Source organism: Paenibacillus sp. D2_2, assembly GCF_031199965.1.
Taxonomy (GTDB): Bacteria; Bacillota; Bacilli; order Paenibacillales; family Paenibacillaceae; genus Fontibacillus.
The window spans coordinates 5235703-5253613 of record NZ_CP133605.1; the positions used below are offsets into that span (position 1 = coordinate 5235703).

The following is a 17911-nucleotide window of genomic DNA, read 5'->3' on the forward strand; positions in this document are numbered from 1 at the left end:
CTCAGTTGAATGCCCTATTGTGACTTACGAGAAAATCTAATACCAACAATTAGTAGATACAATTGTGCAAAAACAAGTCCTCCGGCAACCGCATACACATTAAGGTATTGCGGGTTCTTCAAAGCGGCATATACCGCAAGAATAGCCAGAGCAGCCCGGGTTAAAAATCCCATACTGAGTCTCTTCGACCCACCGCTGACAGCCGCTTCGGAAACCTGGCGCACTTTGCGGCCCAAATAATACGAATTGAGCCAGCTTACTCCAGCACCTAGCGCCAATCCTAGCAGGATACTCTGATGTTCAGGCAGCAATGCGCCACCCAAGAAACAAAGAGTCAGTAGAATAAGCGTCCCGATTGTCAAAGCACGGCGGTATTTCGACAACTCATCCATCATTTCCCCCCATGACCGTCTTGATCAGAGCTATAATACCCAGGATTCCTATGATGATTCCTAGCAGTACTCCAAGCCCGATACCAAGCCCGTTTCCTAACCAGATCTTATCCAACCAGGATCCCAGATAAAAACCTCCGAAGGTGCATACAGCAAGTTCGATCCCGAGGGCCGTCACTAAACCAACAGCCTTCCATCCACTATTATTATCGTCGGATTTCGTCGGATCTTTCATAATTATCACCCTGACATCCTCAATCATTTTACTAATTGTGAACAGTCTTTGTCAATTAAGCATTTACATTGCCAAATACCTTAAGAATGATAAATATGCCCTTGCAAATTAAGCGCGAATGCATACACCATACAGTTATACTGTATACTTTTTATGCTTGGTGATCAAAAGGTATTTTAGTGATTTTGTGAACTTTTTGTGAAATTCTTCAGGACGTTCGTCAATAGCGCCGAAATGGTGACGTATTGCATTGACAATCCTCTTTGATGCTTGTCCATCTCCATACGGATTAGCTGCTTTGCTCATAGAGTTATAAAGTTCGTTATCAGTCAGCAACGCTCTCGTCCGTTCATACACCATCTCCTCATCAGTGCCGACAAGCTCCAGTATCCCCGCTTCAATCCCTTCCGGACGCTCAGTTGTGTCACGAAGCACAAGTACAGGTACGCCAAAAGACGGCGCTTCTTCCTGTAAACCGCCGGAATCCGTAAGGATTAGATGAGTGTGTGGATAGAAATTGTGCAAATCCACAACATCTAAAGGATCAATCAATTGTATACGGGGATGGTTACCCAAAGTTTCATACGCCGTTCTTAACCGCAGGACTTGGATGAACCGGATAGACGATCGCTACGTCCTCGAATTCATCGGCAATGCGCTTCACAGCACGGAAAATGTTCATATGAGGCTGTCCCTGCGATTCGCGGCGATGGGCTGTCATCAGAATAAGCCGCTTTCCGGCGGCCCACTCCAGCACAGAATTGTTATAATTCGGCCGTACTGTATATTGAAACACATCCGTAACGGTGTTGCCTGTGATATATATTGCTGACTCCGATTTATTCTCTTTACGCAAATTACCTGCCGACCAGTCCGTTGGAGCAAAGTGCAAATCAGCCAAGACTCCGGTCAATTGCCGATTCATCTCTTCCGGATAAGGTGAGAGCTTGTTCCAGGTACGCAGCCCCGCCTCAACATGACCCACCTTAATTTGCTGCAGGAATGCGGCATAGCTAGCAAGGAATGTCGTCAAGGTATCGCCGTGTACAAGAACGATATCCGGCTTTGCCTCTCGCAACACGCCCTCGAGACCCTGTAGCACCCGAATTGTAATTTCATTCAGGCTCTGATTTGGCTTCATTACATCCAGATCATAATCAGGAACAATTTTGAACACGTCCAGCACCTGATCAAGCATTTCACGGTGCTGGGCAGTTACACATACCACAGACTCAATGTCCTCAGGATGCTTGTTCAGTTCCAGAATAAGCGGAGCCATCTTGATAGCCTCAGGTCTGACTCCGAAGATCGTCATTACTTTAATTTTAGACATGTTCGTTTTCCTTTCTCATGATCACTTCATGATCTATTTTGTTCCGTACAAGCGATCACCTGCATCGCCAAGTCCAGGAATAATATACCCATGATCATTCAGACACTCGTCCAGTGCAGCTACGTAAATATCTACATCTGGATGGATATCGTGTACCGCCTTAACTCCTTCTGGAGCAGCGATCAGGTTCATCATCTTGATCTGCGTGCAGCCACGTTTCTTCAGCGCATCGATCGCAGCAATCGCCGAACCGCCTGTAGCAAGCATCGGGTCGATAACAATCAACTCACGTTCCTGTACGTCTGTAGGAAGCTTAATATAATATTCCACAGGCTGCAGAGTCTCAGGATCACGGAAGAGACCAACATGACCCACTTTCGCCGCAGGAAGCAACTTCAGTACCCCGTCAAGCATACCAAGACCCGCGCGCAGAATCGGAATCAAACCGAGCATACGCCCGGAGATTACCTTGGCTTCTGTCTCAGTCACAGGAGTCTGCACTTTAATTGTCTCAAGCGGAATCTCCCTCGTAATCTCATAAGCCATCAAAGTGGCCACTTCATCAACTAATTCACGAAAATCCTTCGTATTCGTGTTCATGTCTCGAATGAACGTTAATTTGTGCTGAATTAAAGGGTGATCACATACGATTAATTTTCCCATTATATCCCTCCGATGGTTGTGTATAACTTTCAATTCTGGTTGCGGCGACATACTTCCGAGTAAATGCTCCACAAATCTCGTATATTATATCACTTTCGCCAATGCATTTTCACCCAAACTTATGCATGTTGCAAATCTTTCAAAAAATGAACTATCTCCTATAGTCCCCTGATCCACCTGCCTACATTCAGCTATTTATCACTTTATGGTAAAAAAAACCGGAAAGCATTGCTTCCCGGTTTGGCATTTTCAAAAGGGTCTTATAATTGAGTGTTCAAAAAGTACGGTTTTCAGCACCGAAGCTTATGCTTCCGATGTGCGTTTTTTCAAAACGCTGCAGTTGAGTGAAGCTAGGGACTGAGGAGCGGAGCTACACGTTTTCGTAGAAAACGACCTCGGAAGCATTTGCTTAGGCCCGGCTGAATTCAAAATTCAATGTCGTATAAGCTCACAGTGTTACTTCATGATCAAAAGCGGACTTTTTGAACTACCTCTATAATTAATAGGTAAGTTCTGAATATAGTGGGTAACGATCTGTCAAATTGGACACACGGGTACGGCAGTCAGCAAGAACCGTTTCATCTTGCGAAGACTTCAAGGTCGTAGCAATAATGCGACCGATCTCCTTCATCGCTTCCTCGTCCATACCTCTGGAGGTTGCTGCTGGAGTTCCGATGCGAATACCGCTGGTTACAAAAGGACTCGTCGGATCGAAAGGAATCGCATTTTTGTTCACTGTAATACCGATGGAATCGAGAACATGCTCCGCGTCTTTACCCGTGATGTTCAGGTTACGAGTGTCGATCAGCATCAAGTGGTTGTCTGTACCGCCGGAGACGAGGTTGAGCCCTTCCGAGATCAGCGTCTCAGCCAGCACTTTTGCGTTCTTCACCACATTCTCGGCATATACTTTGAATGACGGCTGCAGTGCTTCACCTAAAGCGACAGCTTTGGAAGCAATCACATGCATCAAAGGTCCGCCTTGTGAACCTGGGAATACCGCTTTGTCGATAGCAGCAGCCCAAGGCTTACGGCACAGGATCATCCCGCCGCGTGGTCCGCGCAATGTTTTATGTGTTGTCGTCGTTACAAAGTGAGCGTGAGGCACTGGACTTGGATGCAAGCCAGCAGCGACCAGACCTGGCAATATGCGCCATATCCACCATGAACAAAGCGCCTACATCATTAGCGATCTGTGCAATTTTCTCAAAATCAATAATGCGTGGATAAGCACTTGCACCGGCAACGATCAGACGAGGACGATGTTTGAAAGCCGCTTTGCGGATTTCATCATAATCGATCAGGAAGCTATCTTCTTGCACACCATAAGCTACGAAGTTATAGAGCAAGCCAGATGCATTAACAGGACTTCCATGTGTCAAATGGCCGCCATGGGCCAGATTCATACCAAGTACTGTATCTCCAGGCTTCAGAGCAGCGAGATATACGGCCATGTTCGCTTGAGCTCCAGAATGCGGCTGCACGTTGGCATGCTCAGCACCGAACAGCTCCTTCGCACGGTCACGCGCGATATCCTCAACGATATCGACATGCTCACAACCTCCGTAGTAGCGTTTGCCCGGATAACCTTCTGCATATTTGTTCGTCAGAACCGAGCCCATCGCTTCCATAACTGCCTCGCTAACGATGTTCTCCGACGCAATCAGCTCAATGTTGTTGCGTTGACGCTTCAGTTCCAGGTTCATTGCTTCCAGCACAGCCGGGTCTTGCTTTCTCAATTGATCCATTGGTAAGTTGCCTCCTTATATTAAAAAAAGAATAAATTAACATCATTGCACAAGCCCGCTTCTGATTTACTTTGGTCAAAAGTGGAGATTTTGAACTTCCTCTTAAAATAGTGTTCAATCACTTCCTGAGTTACTACGTGATCAAAAGTGATCTTTTTGAACTTCCTCTAATCACATAGGTTTGAATCTGTTGCGTCTGGCAACTTATATACCGCCCGTTCGCCACCGATCAGCTTAGGACGAGTCCATGCTGCTGTGACACGAGCTTCACCGACATAGCGTCTTGTAGAGCGGAAAGGAATGGCAACACGGCGCAGATGCATACCGATGAGAGTCTCGCCGATATCAATTCCGCCATGGGCCTCAATACTCTCCACCAGACAAGGAGCTTGCAGTTCCCGGTAAGCGAAGGCAGCCATGGAACCTCCCGCTTTCCTCACCGGAACCGCCGATACTTCAGTCAACCGCAGACGATCAAGCACTGCGCGTTCTACGACCAGAGCGCGATTCAAATGCTCACAGCATTGAAATGCAACATCAAAGCCGTATTTGCGTCGAACCTGATCGATTCCCGCAAACAACTCTGCTGCAACCTCTTCCGCTCCAGCCGTACCGATCCGCCTGCCGGCGACCTCGCTTGTACTGGTGCCAACAACGAGCAGATGGCCCGGACCGAACTTCGCCGTCACGCATAGTTCTTCGAGTATCTCTGCAACCTGCTGTCTAATCTCTTCAATATGTGTCGTTCCCATGTATGGCACCTCTCCTCTGATTTGAAGTTCGAAATTCCTTGGAATCAAAGCATATGTCCTTATTATATACCTAAATTCGGCAAAAAACGTAAACACTGCAGAACTCCAGTTCATCATCAGAGTAGACCGTCCAGCAATAACGAAAAAAGAGCATGACGCTATGAATCACGTCGTGCTCTTTGCCCAGGCGACCGGCCGTATATTCCGATGCTCCATCGTGGTTTAACCCACTCTTGTCGCCAGTTACATCGGATCTTCGTTTTAAAGGTTGTTCAAAAAGTCCACTTTTGATCACGAAGCTAAATCAGAAAGTTACTCGGCATCGAATCTTGAATTTAGCCGGGCCTTCCGGTGCTCACGTACCAACTACGTACGCTGCGCTCCTCATGCCCTAGCTCCATCCAACCTTCTCGGTGCTGAAAACCGGACTTTTTGAACACTCACTTTTATGATTTTAGAATAAAGCATCCCCTGAATAAATGCAACAGATTATTATGATCTATATCACTATGCCTTGCCGGAGTTCTCCGAGTCAGCCTGCTCTAGCTTGTCCAACAGCCGTTCCAGTGCGGATCTAATCTCCAACGCGACCCTATCATATTCCATCCGGGAACCCCCGAAAGGATCGGAAATATCGTAAGCAGGCATCTGCCGGATTAACTCAGCAAGCCGCCGCTGTCTTGCCTTATCTAGCTCCTTACCAAGCGCACGGTCAAGCTCCAGCTCCGCGACAAGGCGATGCAATTCGTCTTGGGCTTCGAGCACTTGTACATCATTCTCCGCATACTCTTTCAGCGTATATATTTTATCAGCTGCTGCAGGAAAATAATGAATGACATGCTTCATATGTCCACTGGTTAGCGTTAGTATCAAATCGGCCCAATCGACCAACCCCTCACTAAGCGGTGTCGAAGTAATCCGATCCTCAATCCCCTGGTCCCTAAGTACAGCTTCGGCATGCGCGGACATCGCAGCCCCATTAGTAGCTGCTACCCCAGCCGAGCGTACGTCCAGCGATAACCCACGATCCTTGGATAGCTTGCGGAGTATCCCTTCCGCCATAGGGCTTCGACATGTATTTCCCGTGCAGACAAATAAAATTCGCATCCTCATTCACCTCCATTAGAACCTAGCATTATGGACTCATAAAAACATATGTTCAAACAAAAATACTAGTGTTCATTTTATCAAAAAATAAACATTAATCCAAAAGCGAAAAGGATCGACCCACCTATCGCTTCCCCATAATCCCCCAGACTACGACTAACCCCTCGTCCAAGCACCAGCCCGAACAGGGACATGAGCCCACCGAACAAACCAAACGTAAGCACGGTTAATAACAGATTACTATGGAACATCCCCAAGGAGACGCCAACAGAGAAGGAATCCACACTAACGCTAAGCGAGAACAGAAATATGCCGGGCCAGGAACGGTAATTGATGAGCTGATTCGCACCACTCTTTAGCGAGCTATATAACATATGTCCGCCCAACAGCAGCAACAAGCCACCAGACACAAATTTGGTCAAATAACCTAACAATTCACCTACATAATGGCCTGTTAATATCCCAAGCACTGGCATCAAAATATGAAAGAGGGATACTGTCATGACGATCCGCATTACATCCCTGCGCCGTACGCCATTCACTCCGACACCGATTCCGAGGGAAAAGGCATCCATCCCCAAGGCAATTGCCATGAACAGGATCGTCAACAATTCCCGAGTCGCTCCAAGGCCTCATTCAAGCAGGTCACCACCCATCGCTGTTGTCCAAAATCACTTGTACAACCATATGCGACAAGCCTTGAATTCATGACATTAGGTGAAGTGCCCCGTGTAATTATTCCTCTCCTACGGTCAAAATCCCTGCTTCAGAGTAATTGATATACTGCCGTAGTTTACTGGCGGAAGTCCAACTAATTTCCCCATTTTCGAACATCGATTGGACCTCATTCCGCTGTGCTTGAATTCCCCGGATTCGAAGCTCATTTTTGTATTGATTCAACAGATCCTCATCTTCAATATCTACGGTAACGCCTCGCATACGCTGCTGTACTTCATCGTATTGGGCTAGAAGAGTCATAGCGGCCTGGCGGTTGTCATCATTCATCGATTCTTGAATTGCCTGGATCGCCGCCTTGGACGTACGTGCCCGAAGTGCGCGAACCTGATCCAGACTCCCGGCTGGAATACGCTTCTTATTGCTCTTCAGGAACAGCTTCGAGAAAAAGCGACGGAGCCGATATACCGAGATCAGCATGGCGACCTTGAACTTGTTGGACATGAGCATCTCCATCTGTTTCATACCCTCTTCAATCTTTGTGGCCAACTCGCCTGCGATCTCTCCGCCATCAAGCATGCTTTGGATTTCCCGACGCTCTGCTTGCAGGGCAATCATCCGCAATTTCATGGATTGCTTATCCCGCTTGCTATTCATCCAATCCATAATATCTTCATTATTATGCATAGTAAGCAACTGACGACGGTAATCCGAAATGATATAGCTTGCCGCTGTCCTATTCTCATCGGTCGTCGCTTCCTTAACCGCTTGGATCGCCGCTTTAATCATGCGAGTTTGCGCTTCTCTTTCCCGGCTCTCCTCATCTTCCAACGCGCCATCATCAGACTTAGATAATAAAGGTAGAATAACACTGGCAAGGATCAGTGAACAGAGGATGACCCCGGCCGCAAGGAAAATAATTAAATCCCGTTCTGGGAAAGGACTTCCGTCTTGTAAGAAGTAAGGAATAGAGAATGCCGCGGCTAAAGTCACCGCTCCTCTAACCCCTGACAAGGAGAGAAGCACCGATGAATTTAGCTTCGGTCTCTCTAGTGTGTCTCCGCTGCCAAGCAGCCAGGATCCTTCCCAGAATAGATACACCCAGATGAACCGGAGAAGAATTAAGCCTACCGATATGATTCCAATAAAGCCAAACACCTGAAGATTGCTATAATGCGGACTATGCAGTATCGTCTCTGTAGCTCCAGGGATTTGCAGTCCAAGCACCACGAATACAAGTCCGTTAAGGATATACAGAATAACTGACCAAGTATTTTGCGATACCACCTCAAGCTCTGCCTGCATCGATTCCGTGCGGTCCTTCTCTATCGCGTGCACGATCCCTCCAGCAACAACAGCCAAAATTCCGGAGAGCCCAAACCCTTCCGTAATCAAATAAATCGCGAACGGAGTTAGAATCTGAATGAGCATATGAATCGTCACATCTTCCATACCAAGACGCCGAATGAACATCCGAAGCCATACGATCAGGAAGGCGACAATTGTTCCGCAGACCAGTCCCCAACAGAAATCAATAAGAAGCTGCCAGTGGCTTCTGTGATCGAGAATACACCTGTAACCGTGGCGGCTATCGCAAATTTGAATGCAACCAGGCCAGAGGCATCGTTCATCAGCGACTCTCCCTCCAGCAGGCGGAGAATGCCCTTGGGCAGATGAATACGGCCTGCCAGAGAAGAGACCGCTACAGCATCGGTCGGAGATAGTATGGCCGCCAAGGCGAACGCTGCAGGCAGCGGAATGCTAGGAATCAGCCAATGAATAAAATAGCCACCAGCAAATACCGTAACAAACACAAGCCCAAGCGCGAGAAGCAGAATCGGAGCCCTCAGCTCCCATAGCTCTTCTCTCGGCGTCCGCTTACCATCGTTATATAATAGCGGAGCGATGAATAGAACTAGGAACAGCTCCGTATCCAGCTCCAAATGCAATCCTAAAGGTAGCAGCGCCGCGGCTGTCCCCAGAATAATCTGCAACAATGGAACAGGAACGGATGGTATAAAACGATTAATCACATTCGATATTCCGATCAAGCACAACATCATAAGTACAAGTTCTAATGTTTCCATAGGTTGTCCTCCCATAAGAAAGTCTCTAACGAGGCCACTCTGAGATGAGCGACCACTTATAAATTCCATATCTACATGAGAAGGGCTTGCCCTTCAACGCTAGTCTTTCATATAAATCGGCTAACATCTACCCGGTATTAAGAAGAATCTCCTCCTGCGAATAAATCAAGCTGCTGCGGTGGTAATTCTGCCGTCTCCTGTCCAAGAATAGTCATCATCTCTATGGCATTTATCGCTGCATCCCCACCAGAATTGTTATTGAAGATCATACAGATCTCCTTAGTACCCAAGGCCTGGATCTCAGTTAGCTTGCCCTGCCACTCCAGCAATTCATCACGGCTATAGCGATATAAATTGCGTACCTCCCGCCAATTCTCTGCCCCGCTCTGAGCCCAACCTTCGGCGTTGCGTCCGTGTAGTCTAATGAATGTCAGATCTGGATCGGTTGGGACTAGTACCGCCGGTACTGAACCTTGTCCCACTTGAGGCTCATCACATATGGTGTGGATCCAGCCCTGCTCACGCAGGAAAGCGATCGTTCCTTCCTGATGCTCCGGAGCATACCAGCTCTGATGGCGGAATTCGATAGCGAGGGGCAAACTCCCCATCCATTTGCGTATCGCCCGCAGTTGACGTACATGCTCCTGACAACAGTCAAACCATGGCGGAAATTGAAACAGTATCGCCTTCAAGCGTCCCGCTTCGGCGACTGGACGAATCGAATCCAGATAGGCCTGGAACATTTCTCCGGGGCCGCTATAGTTCATTTTGCCACGGGAATGCCCGGTCATGCCCTGAAATGCCTTGAGAAAAAATGAAAAATGAGCGGGCGTCTCGGCCAGCCAGCGACGATACGTATCTGGGTTAAGTACTGCATAGAAAGAACTATCCACTTCCACAATAGAAAAATGCCTTGCATACATGCTCAGTCTCCGGCTCGCCAGTGTGCCGAATGAGTACAAATCATCCTGATCTCCCCAGCCTACCAATCCAATCGTAATCATTGCCGTCTGGCCTCCTTTTCTTGATTTATTAGAATCCCTCTATTCCCTGCCCTTCTTTAGTTCAACATCTTTATAAACAAAATTTAAACATGAATTACGTGATGTCCGGCGGCCTTCGAGAGCCGGTTCATCACTGCGGAGCCGAGTCCTTCTTCTGAACATGACTCGGCCATGATGTAAGTGACGCCGCGAGCATCGAAGTGGCGAAGCGCTGCGTATAGACGGTGCGCAGCCGTCTCCAGCGCAGCCAGGCTGCCGAGCGAGAGGACCAGGTCAGCGCGGTAGTAGGCGATGTGCTCGTCAAAAGCGAGTACACCGGTCACTTCCCCGCGCTGGGCCGCCGCGTCGAGCTCGGCCTGGATCTTGGCCGCCACCGCCTCCGGGGCGGCCCCGCTCACGATGTGCATTGCGCCCTGCGGCGCATAATGCGCATACTTCATTCCCGGCGCGCGCGGCGCCGCCGGGATGTTCGTGCCGCCGCCCGCCTGCCGTAGGGCGGCGTCCAAGCGCACGCCCGCCGCGAAGCGGGCGAGCTGCTCTGCCGTGATCCCGCCAGGGCGGAGCACGGTCACAACCCCGTCACGGCCGACTTCCGCAACCGTCGACTCCAGGCCCACGCCCGTGGGCCCGCCGTCGACGATGCCATCGATACGGCCGTCAAGATCCTCGCCGACGTGGCTCGCCAGTGTCGGGCTCGGCCGCCCGGACAGGTTGGCGCTTGGCGCCGCAACCGGACAGCCCGCTGCGGCAATCACCCGCAGCGCAATATCGTTGGCGGGCATACGCACGCCAACGGTGGACAACCCCGCCGTCACGCGCGGCGAGACGGCGCCTTCGGCCACGGGCAGCACCAAGGTTAGTGGCCCGGGCCAGAATGCCTCCATCAGCCGCCGTGCGGTCTCGTTCACCTCTGTAACCAATCCGTCCAATTGCCCCATATCCGCGATATGAACGATCAGCGGATTGTCAGATGGACGTCCTTTGGCGGCAAAAACCGCCTCAACTGCCGCAGTGTTACGCGCGTCAGCCCCAAGACCATAGACTGTCTCGGTTGGAAAGGCAACTACACCACCCGCAGCAAGTAGCCTACCTGCTTCTAGGATTTGCTCATCGGCACGTTCCAAATCACTTTCTGCCGGCACCTCTGCGCTTGGGTCGCTGGCCTGAACCATACTTTGCCGCTCGTTGTCTCGCCCATAACCTTTGCCTTCGACTTTACTCTCACCTTCGCCATCACACTTCGCCACTAGTGATCGTACATCCCACCAGCATGTGCTCTTTGCTTGAGTCGAGCCTTCTCCGTCGGCAATTACCGATGGAGATATATCCTTGTCCACTTCCTGATTCTGATCTGACTGATTCATCTTATTATCATCCCAAACTTTTAATATAGAATATGGTACATATGAATGCCATTAATACCGCATGCACATCGAACTCATTTTTTTGCCTATCCTCTATTATAACCAATCCGATATACGATCTCACCCCGTTATACCAATCTGCCGAACCAAGTGAACAACAGCGGCTATCATCTAGAAGATTTCACCTCTATATCAATAAGCAAATAGACCAAATAACCGCCCTGTAATTTTCGAGCAGCCTCTGAGAATTCACCCATCATATTTAGCATGAGAACGATAACGGTCGCTCTACCTCTAGAGCGTGGCAAGACCTTTTTCTCAGCTTAATCAACTGTATCTCCAGAAAATTCAACTCATAAAATAATCATTGCAAAAAACACTTATTGATTGCAGTTTCTCCCGAATCAAAAAAATAGCTGCGTGTAGGCAACTATTTTCTAATTTAGACTATGATTTTGAAGAAAATCTATCGATAAGTGTACATAAGTAGTTATATTTCAAATTAGACCATTAAGAGTCCGGTTAATTGTAAATAAGCACTTATTCACTCTTCTGACCTACGATCTTAAAATAAACTTAGAATACCATGCCACAAATTCACCAGCGCGTCCCATAAGAAAAAACGCACCTCTGTCTTTTCAGGCTGTACCTGCTGCGGTTCATCAGAAGGGTCGACGGTGGCAGAAGCCGTCTTTACTTTTGCCTTCGGATTTTTTGCGGTATCCGACGAGGTGGAAGCATCCTTCTCAGTCGATTTCGCTCTATCCTTAGCAAGCGCATCTCCGCTGCCCGCATCCACAAAGCATAGCGGCGGAAAGAGCACGCACCACCAGTTCTTCCCTTTGCCCTCTCCCAGCGTTATGCGTAGCGCCTCATAATTACCAGCAGGGTAGACAGCGCCTCCGTACATTTTAGTAGGGAACGGAACAACACCGAGCTCGACCTTGTAGCTATACTCTTCACCATTATCGGCTAACGTCTGTTTGACTTGATCCCCGATCTCTGTCAAATGGGTTCGAATAACCCCTCTAGCCTCCTCCAGACTCTGTGGGTCTTCCAGTTCGCCAACCCAAGCATTCATCTGTTCAACTACCGCGTCTCGAACTTTCCGCTTGACCGCTTGATCGCCCACTCCATCGGAATTAGCCAATATTCTTAATCGGATCGACTCCTGAGGAATCAGTCCATCCGCCGCAGCCGTATCCACCTTCTGCCCTTCCCAAGACATAAATAGAATTAGTATACTAAAAAAAATGAGTGCAATAGACTTTCTAACCTTCCCCATGCCACTTCTCCCCTTCACGTATCCCTGATGTTTATCAGTATGGACAGGTCGGGAGTAGCATAAACCTAGCAATCTACTAAATTTGATAATAAAGATAGAAAGTAATAGAACCGCTTCAAGAGAAGCAGTCCCATAAGTCTCTGTATTTTTAAAAAACCGACTGGCTGCATTAGACATACCTTCGAATCGAGGTCCTTACTACAGCTTAATCAACTCTAACGAAACGTGGTATCGTTATTCGCACCAAAAAAGACTTCAAATTATTCTAACGAACCAGGGTATCGCTATTTTAGTAAATAAGCACCTCAAAACGGGTATTTCCCGAAATAACGTTCTGTAGTTTCGTTAGATTCCAAATCCCCTTGTTTTCGCCATAATAACGTTCTGTAGTTTCGTTAGAGTTCTGAACCTAAGGATCATTACGACACGACGGCATTAACAGGCTCTAGTCATAACTTGAGTCTCGTTAGAGCCCCCTACCGAATTATTGCGACTTTGCTGACGAGTGCCGTGTTGAAGCAGACGAGGTCTGCTCATCTTCCACTTCCTGTCCGTGTATCCGGATGCTCATCGCTATGCCGATACTTGCCATATTGATGACCAACGAGGTCCCGCCGTAGCTTATGAACGGCAGCGTAATCCCTGTCAGCGGCATCAGGCCGATGAACATGCCAATATTCTCGAAGATCTGGTAGAGGAACAAGGCGACAATCCCGACGATTATCAATGGCCCACTTCGATCCCTGCATTCCAATGAGATCAAAATCAGCCGGTGAATCAGTACAAAATACAGTAGAAGCAGTACCGAGCTTCCTAAAAAACCAAACTCTTCGGCGATCACTACAAAGATCGAGTCCGAATACGTTAACGGAACCCGTTCCGATTGTACGGTCGCCCCTTTCATATATCCTTCTCCCGTCATTCCGCCGGAAGCAATCGCGAGCTTGGCATTCTTCGTATGATAGATCGCCTTCTCCGTTGCCTTATCTGGCACGAGCCAAGGGTCTATCCGCTCAATCCAGTGCTCACGGCCAATTTCAGCAAAAAATTTATGGATCTCCTCATAATAAATCTTATAAGCGCTAATACCCCCGATAACTGATCCGGCGAAGATCGCCAGGGCAATCAGAGCATGGGTATACTTCATGCCACCGATCCACAGCATTCCTGCCAGAATGACAAGATAGCTTAGCGCATTACCAAGGTCATTCTGCGCCATAACTATCATAAATGGAACGAAGGTGATGAGACAAATCGGGATGACATCTCTCCAAAAAGCCAGCTGAGGCTTGCGCTTGCGATACAGCACATGAGCCAGAAATATAACAAGCAGCAGCTTGAAGAATTCCGCTGGCTGGAAGCTAAGTCCGCCTGGGAGCGTCATCCAGCCCGTCGCATTGTAATAGGTATTACCGATAAACATAACGACAACCAGTAACGCAATTCCAAGCAAATAAATGTATAGGGCGTACTTAACAATCACTCGAAAGTCTATCAAAGACAATCCAAAAAAAATAACAAAACCTATAACATAATACATAGCCATCCGAATCTGGTATCCATGATACTGCGTATTCGATGTAGCGCTATACAGCACAGCAATGCTGATGCCCATCAGGAGCAATAGGATGAACACGATCGTATAATCTATTTTCTTGAATTTGTTGAGCATGGATCCTGTCCCCCGTCCGCTGGATCAATCTTGTTGGCTGTTACCGCAGGTAACAACGATATAACACATGACAAAAAATTGTCTATTCTTCACATTGTAAAAAAAACTGCGTTCAAAGTCCATTCGCTGTGAACACCATATTCCTCCATACCTCACATCTCAATCCAAAAACGTATAAGGGATTCGATAAGTTACATTTTCAGTCTCCATGTTTACTACATGGCGGAGGCTCCTTAATCTCGGACACTCACACTTCATTAAGCTATGCCAATGACATGACGATCGATTCCGGCCAAGTCCGGGATCACCACGATCTCGCGCCAATGCCCAGCGGCAAGAAGCATATCAGCCACATCCTCCGCCTGACCCATACCAAGCTCGAAGCCGATCAGCTTCGGTGGTTGGGGCAACAGATCGAGTTGCTGCATCATGACGCGATATGGGTACAGCCCGTCCGGCCCGCCGTCCAGTGCGCCGCGTGGCTCATAATCGCGCACCTCCGGCTGCAGCCCTTCGATCGTATCCGCCGGAATGTAGGCGGATTAGACACCACGATGTCCAGCGGCTCGCCGGTGAATGGTTCAAGCAGATTCCCTTGCTTGAACCTGACACTCAGGCCGAGCCGCCGGACATTGTCCTGCGCCACCGCCAGCGCTTCCGGCGAGATATCACTCGCCGTGACGCTCCAGGCTGGACGCAGATGAGCTAAAGCGGCAGCGATCGCGCCGCTGCCGGTACCGATGTCGGCGGCCTGCGGAGCGCCGCCAGGCCATAGCAAATCGCCAAGCCTGGCGATTTGCTCCACCAGCAGCTCCGTCTCTGGGCGGGGGATCAGTACTGCCGGCGTGACCTTGAAGGTCAAGCCGTAAAATTCCTGTTCCCCGATAATGTACTGCGCTGGTTCACCTGCGGCCTTGCGGTTGATGGCCGCCTCCCAAGCCTCCTTGCTCACGGTCGGGAATGGGTCCCGAAGGGCGAGAAGGTACTTCGATCCTTCAAGTCCGAGTACGTGACGAAGCAGCAGCTCTGCGTTAGAATCCGGCTCGTTCACACCAACATCCGCCAAAAAAGAAGAAGCCTCTTTACGGGCTTCCAGAATTGTGAGCGCTCCAGATAGTTGATATCCGTTACGTTTCAAGGCATTATTCTCCTTTGTCCATGAGCTCTGCTTGCTCAGCGATGTTCAGGGCTGACACAATATCTTCAATCTCCCCGTTCATCACTTGATCAAGCTTGTGCAGAGTTAAGCCAATACGATGGTCGGTCACCCGACTTTGCGGGAAATTATAGGTCCGGATCCGTTCGCTACGGTCTCCGGTTCCTACCTTACTCTTACGTTCCCCAGCGTACTTGGCTTCCTCTTCCTGACGCATTACGTCCATGATTCGCGTCCGGAGTACTTGTAATGCCTTATCTTTGTTAGAGTTCTGCGATTTGCCATCCTGACAGGTCGCTACAATCCCCGTAGGAATATGAGTGACACGCACGGCAGATTTGGTCGTATTAACCGACTGTCCACCAGCACCGCTGGAGCAGAACGTATCTACACGAATATCCTTATCGAGAATCTCAATGTCCACTTCCTCAGCTTCCGGCAGAACGGCTACCGTCGAGGTCGAAGTATGAATACGTCCGCCAGACTCTGTCGCCGGAATCCGTTGCACACGATGTGCCCCGCTCTCATACTTCATTCTGCTATACGCGCCACGGCCATTAATCATGAAGATGATCTCTTTGAAGCCACCAAGATCGTTCTCGTTCACATCCATGACCTCTACACGCCAGCCTTGAGAATCAGCATACCGGGTATACATCCGGTACAGATCCGCTGCGAACAGTGCAGCTTCATCACCACCAGCAGCACCGCGAATTTCTACAATTACGTTTTTATCATCATTAGGGTCCTTCGGCAGAAGCAAAATGCGGATCTCTTCTTCCAATTCTTGCTTACGTGCAGAAAGTTCCTCGATTTCCATTTTGACCATTTCGCGCATTTCATCATCCAGCTTCTCCGCTTGCATCGCTTTAGCGGCATCAAGCTCCTCGATCACGCGCTTATATTCAGTGTAAGCCTCATAAGCCGGCTGTAAATCCGATTGTTCCTTGGAGTAATCACGAAGTTTCTTCGTATCATTGGCTACATCCGGATCACAGAGCAGCTCGCTAAGCTTCTCGTAACGATCAGCCAGGGATTGAAGTCGGTCCAACAAGGAAATTCACCTCTCTCAAATTACAATATCCTTAAAATTTGTCTAATAGAGGTTGTTTAAAAAGTCCCACTTTGATAAGAAAACCGATCGATGTAATTCAAGGAGGAGCGACCGCGCCCCAAGGTAGGTTTTCTTGCGATATAGAATTTCATCAGCTACGCTGATAACGAATAAATTCTATATCTAACACGAAGTAACTCAGGAAGCAAATTCGGCATCGAATCTTGAATTCATCCGGGCCTACCTGTGCTCACGTACACACTACGTACGCTCCGCTCCTCAGTCCCTAGCTTCATCCAACCTTCTCGGTGCTGAAAGTCTGACTTTTTAAACACTCACTTATATAAACAAAATTCAGCCGTTTCAGCTGACATTTCATTATACCATAGTGGACACACTCTTGCACATAACAAATATATATAAAAATAGCCGTGAACTCAACTGTAAAGTCAAGGTTCACGGCTATGCGGACAATTCCTTAATTGAACTGACCTGTACCTGGATGATTCATTGAATCTCCTACCGGTCTAAGCGCTACAATCTGGGCGATTAGCGTCTGCTCTAGATTGTAGTTCCAGCTTCTGACGATACCTGGCAGAAGGCAGGCATCCACAATAACCCAGATCGTTAGCGCGATGAAGCCAACCAACGCAATTCCCATGGCGATAAAGCCCGGTATAATTAAATTCGAATCTACAAGAGTATCGTCGATACCAACCAGCACAATAAACATGATGTAGGAAATAAACATAACAATAAATAACGCGAGTTGGATTATGCCGGAGACCGTTCTTTTCAAATACAAGCGATGTATCCCCAGATGCCCCATAAGGAGCATAAGATAGGCAAATACGAGCGATTTCTCTCGCTTGCGCATTTCTGAACTGAGGACGATCAACTCATTCGTTGTCAGATTCTGTTTACTGAATTGCATTAAATTGGGTACCTTTCAGAGATACCTCTGTTAGCAAGAATGTTGTCAATAATACGGTTCTCAACAACGGCATTGTGTTCCTTCACCCAAGTGTGAACGAGGAAAGCATCCACGATCCACCAGATAAAGGTAGCAATCATACCAATCACCGTGATCGAAAGAATTAATTGCGCAACTGCAGAACCAGTCTTGCCAAAATAAAAACGGTGTCCGCCAAAAATACCAAGGAAATACCAAAGTACATAAGCGATAACCATGTTTTTCCCCTGATTCTTGACTTCAGATTCAAGCAGCAACAATTCTCTGGAATCGAGCTGGCTCTTTCTAGCCACTGAGTAATCCATCCCCATAAAAAATCCCTCCTAAATTATAAAAAGACTTAAAAAATATCTTTTTTAGTATACTAAAGTGCCTCATTTCCTCTCAACACAAATTTTGGATATTTCCCCT

14 protein-coding genes, 5 pseudogenes and 1 riboswitch are annotated in these 17911 nt (G+C 48.3%); all 19 genes and pseudogenes read right to left on the minus strand.

The features are described 5' to 3' along the window. Nucleotides 1–14: 14 nt before the first annotated feature. Complete coding sequence (locus RE628_RS26870) at nucleotides 15–395, minus strand: ATP synthase subunit I (protein WP_309156412.1); 381 nt, start codon at nucleotides 393–395, stop codon at nucleotides 15–17. Continuing rightward, nucleotides 385–627 carry an AtpZ/AtpI family protein gene (locus RE628_RS26875; RefSeq protein ID WP_309156413.1) on the minus strand — a complete coding sequence of 81 codons (243 nt, stop codon included), beginning with the start codon at nucleotides 625–627 and terminating at the stop codon, nucleotides 385–387. The genes RE628_RS26870 and RE628_RS26875 overlap by 11 nt, the downstream gene beginning before the upstream one ends. A 135-nt stretch (nucleotides 628–762) precedes the next feature. Continuing rightward, nucleotides 763–1960: pseudogene (wecB, locus tag RE628_RS26880) on the minus strand (non-hydrolyzing UDP-N-acetylglucosamine 2-epimerase). A gap of 33 nt (nucleotides 1961–1993) precedes the next feature. Continuing rightward, on the minus strand, nucleotides 1994–2623 hold the full coding sequence (gene upp, locus RE628_RS26885) for a uracil phosphoribosyltransferase (protein ID WP_309156414.1): 630 nt from the start codon (nucleotides 2621–2623) through the stop codon (nucleotides 1994–1996). Nucleotides 2624–3122: 499 nt separating this feature from the next. After that, nucleotides 3123–4371: pseudogene (gene glyA, locus RE628_RS26890) on the minus strand (serine hydroxymethyltransferase). Nucleotides 4372–4538: 167 nt separating this feature from the next. Beyond that, entirely contained in the window at nucleotides 4539–5123 is a 585-nt protein-coding gene (locus tag RE628_RS26895; RefSeq protein WP_309156415.1) for a TIGR01440 family protein, read from the minus strand. A gap of 174 nt (nucleotides 5124–5297) precedes the next feature. Further along, a riboswitch (ZMP/ZTP riboswitch) is annotated at nucleotides 5298–5380 on the minus strand. 250 nt (nucleotides 5381–5630) lie between these two features. Continuing rightward, on the minus strand, nucleotides 5631–6230 hold the full coding sequence (locus RE628_RS26900) for a low molecular weight protein arginine phosphatase (protein ID WP_309156416.1): 600 nt from the start codon (nucleotides 6228–6230) through the stop codon (nucleotides 5631–5633). A gap of 80 nt (nucleotides 6231–6310) precedes the next feature. Continuing rightward, on the minus strand, nucleotides 6311–6823 hold the full coding sequence (locus tag RE628_RS26905) for a manganese efflux pump MntP (RefSeq protein ID WP_309159584.1): 513 nt from the start codon (nucleotides 6821–6823) through the stop codon (nucleotides 6311–6313). A 142-nt stretch (nucleotides 6824–6965) separates the two neighbouring features. Then, nucleotides 6966–8992: pseudogene (locus RE628_RS26910) on the minus strand (Na+/H+ antiporter). Between the two features lie 137 nt (nucleotides 8993–9129). Beyond that, the gene (locus RE628_RS26915) at nucleotides 9130–9996 is read right to left on the minus strand and encodes a DUF72 domain-containing protein (RefSeq protein WP_309156417.1); all 867 of its coding nucleotides are present in this window, start codon (nucleotides 9994–9996) and stop codon (nucleotides 9130–9132) included. Between the two features lie 83 nt (nucleotides 9997–10079). Continuing rightward, the gene (locus tag RE628_RS26920) at nucleotides 10080–11360 is read right to left on the minus strand and encodes an L-threonylcarbamoyladenylate synthase (RefSeq protein WP_309156418.1); all 1281 of its coding nucleotides are present in this window, start codon (nucleotides 11358–11360) and stop codon (nucleotides 10080–10082) included. A 167-nt stretch (nucleotides 11361–11527) separates the two neighbouring features. Then, nucleotides 11528–11668 (minus strand): hypothetical protein, encoded by a 141-nt coding sequence (locus RE628_RS26925; RefSeq protein ID WP_309156419.1) that lies wholly within the window; start codon nucleotides 11666–11668, stop codon nucleotides 11528–11530. A gap of 257 nt (nucleotides 11669–11925) precedes the next feature. Continuing rightward, complete coding sequence (gene spoIIR / locus RE628_RS26930; protein ID WP_309156420.1) at nucleotides 11926–12645, minus strand: stage II sporulation protein R; 720 nt, start codon at nucleotides 12643–12645, stop codon at nucleotides 11926–11928. 484 nt (nucleotides 12646–13129) lie between these two features. Continuing rightward, nucleotides 13130–14317, minus strand: coding sequence for an FtsW/RodA/SpoVE family cell cycle protein (locus RE628_RS26935; RefSeq protein ID WP_309156421.1), 1188 nt, complete (start codon nucleotides 14315–14317; stop codon nucleotides 13130–13132). A gap of 377 nt (nucleotides 14318–14694) precedes the next feature. After that, nucleotides 14695–14793 (minus strand): annotated as a pseudogene (locus RE628_RS29890) (protein-(glutamine-N5) methyltransferase, release factor-specific); the annotation flags it as partial. A gap of 116 nt (nucleotides 14794–14909) precedes the next feature. Then, nucleotides 14910–15368 (minus strand): annotated as a pseudogene (locus tag RE628_RS29895) (HemK family protein methyltransferase); the annotation flags it as partial. A gap of 91 nt (nucleotides 15369–15459) precedes the next feature. After that, nucleotides 15460–16527, minus strand: a complete 1068-nt coding sequence (gene prfA / locus RE628_RS26945; RefSeq protein WP_309156422.1) for a peptide chain release factor 1 — start codon at nucleotides 16525–16527, stop codon at nucleotides 15460–15462. Nucleotides 16528–17005: 478 nt separating this feature from the next. Beyond that, nucleotides 17006–17461 carry a TM2 domain-containing protein gene (locus RE628_RS26950; RefSeq protein WP_309156423.1) on the minus strand — a complete coding sequence of 152 codons (456 nt, stop codon included), beginning with the start codon at nucleotides 17459–17461 and terminating at the stop codon, nucleotides 17006–17008. After that, nucleotides 17461–17805 carry a TM2 domain-containing protein gene (locus RE628_RS26955; protein ID WP_309159586.1) on the minus strand — a complete coding sequence of 115 codons (345 nt, stop codon included), beginning with the start codon at nucleotides 17803–17805 and terminating at the stop codon, nucleotides 17461–17463. The genes RE628_RS26950 and RE628_RS26955 overlap by 1 nt, the downstream gene beginning before the upstream one ends. Nucleotides 17806–17911: the final 106 nt, after the last annotated feature.

Coding starts and splice junctions, on each gene's coding strand:
- RE628_RS26895 (WP_309156415.1), bottom strand. CDS start 5,123: ATGGGAACGACACATATTGAAGAGATTAGACAGCAGGTTGCAGAGATA.
- spoIIR (WP_309156420.1), bottom strand. CDS start 12,645: ATGGGGAAGGTTAGAAAGTCTATTGCACTCATTTTTTTTAGTATACTA.
- RE628_RS26950 (WP_309156423.1), bottom strand. CDS start 17,461: ATGCAATTCAGTAAACAGAATCTGACAACGAATGAGTTGATCGTCCTC.
- RE628_RS26905 (WP_309159584.1), bottom strand. CDS start 6,823: ATGGCAATTGCCTTGGGGATGGATGCCTTTTCCCTCGGAATCGGTGTC.
- RE628_RS26900 (WP_309156416.1), bottom strand. CDS start 6,230: ATGCGAATTTTATTTGTCTGCACGGGAAATACATGTCGAAGCCCTATG.
- RE628_RS26870 (WP_309156412.1), bottom strand. CDS start 395: ATGATGGATGAGTTGTCGAAATACCGCCGTGCTTTGACAATCGGGACG.
- RE628_RS26955 (WP_309159586.1), bottom strand. CDS start 17,805: ATGGATTACTCAGTGGCTAGAAAGAGCCAGCTCGATTCCAGAGAATTG.
- RE628_RS26920 (WP_309156418.1), bottom strand. CDS start 11,360: ATGAATCAGTCAGATCAGAATCAGGAAGTGGACAAGGATATATCTCCA.
- RE628_RS26915 (WP_309156417.1), bottom strand. CDS start 9,996: ATGATTACGATTGGATTGGTAGGCTGGGGAGATCAGGATGATTTGTAC.
- upp (WP_309156414.1), bottom strand. CDS start 2,623: ATGGGAAAATTAATCGTATGTGATCACCCTTTAATTCAGCACAAATTA.
- RE628_RS26875 (WP_309156413.1), bottom strand. CDS start 627: ATGAAAGATCCGACGAAATCCGACGATAATAATAGTGGATGGAAGGCT.
- RE628_RS26935 (WP_309156421.1), bottom strand. CDS start 14,317: ATGCTCAACAAATTCAAGAAAATAGATTATACGATCGTGTTCATCCTA.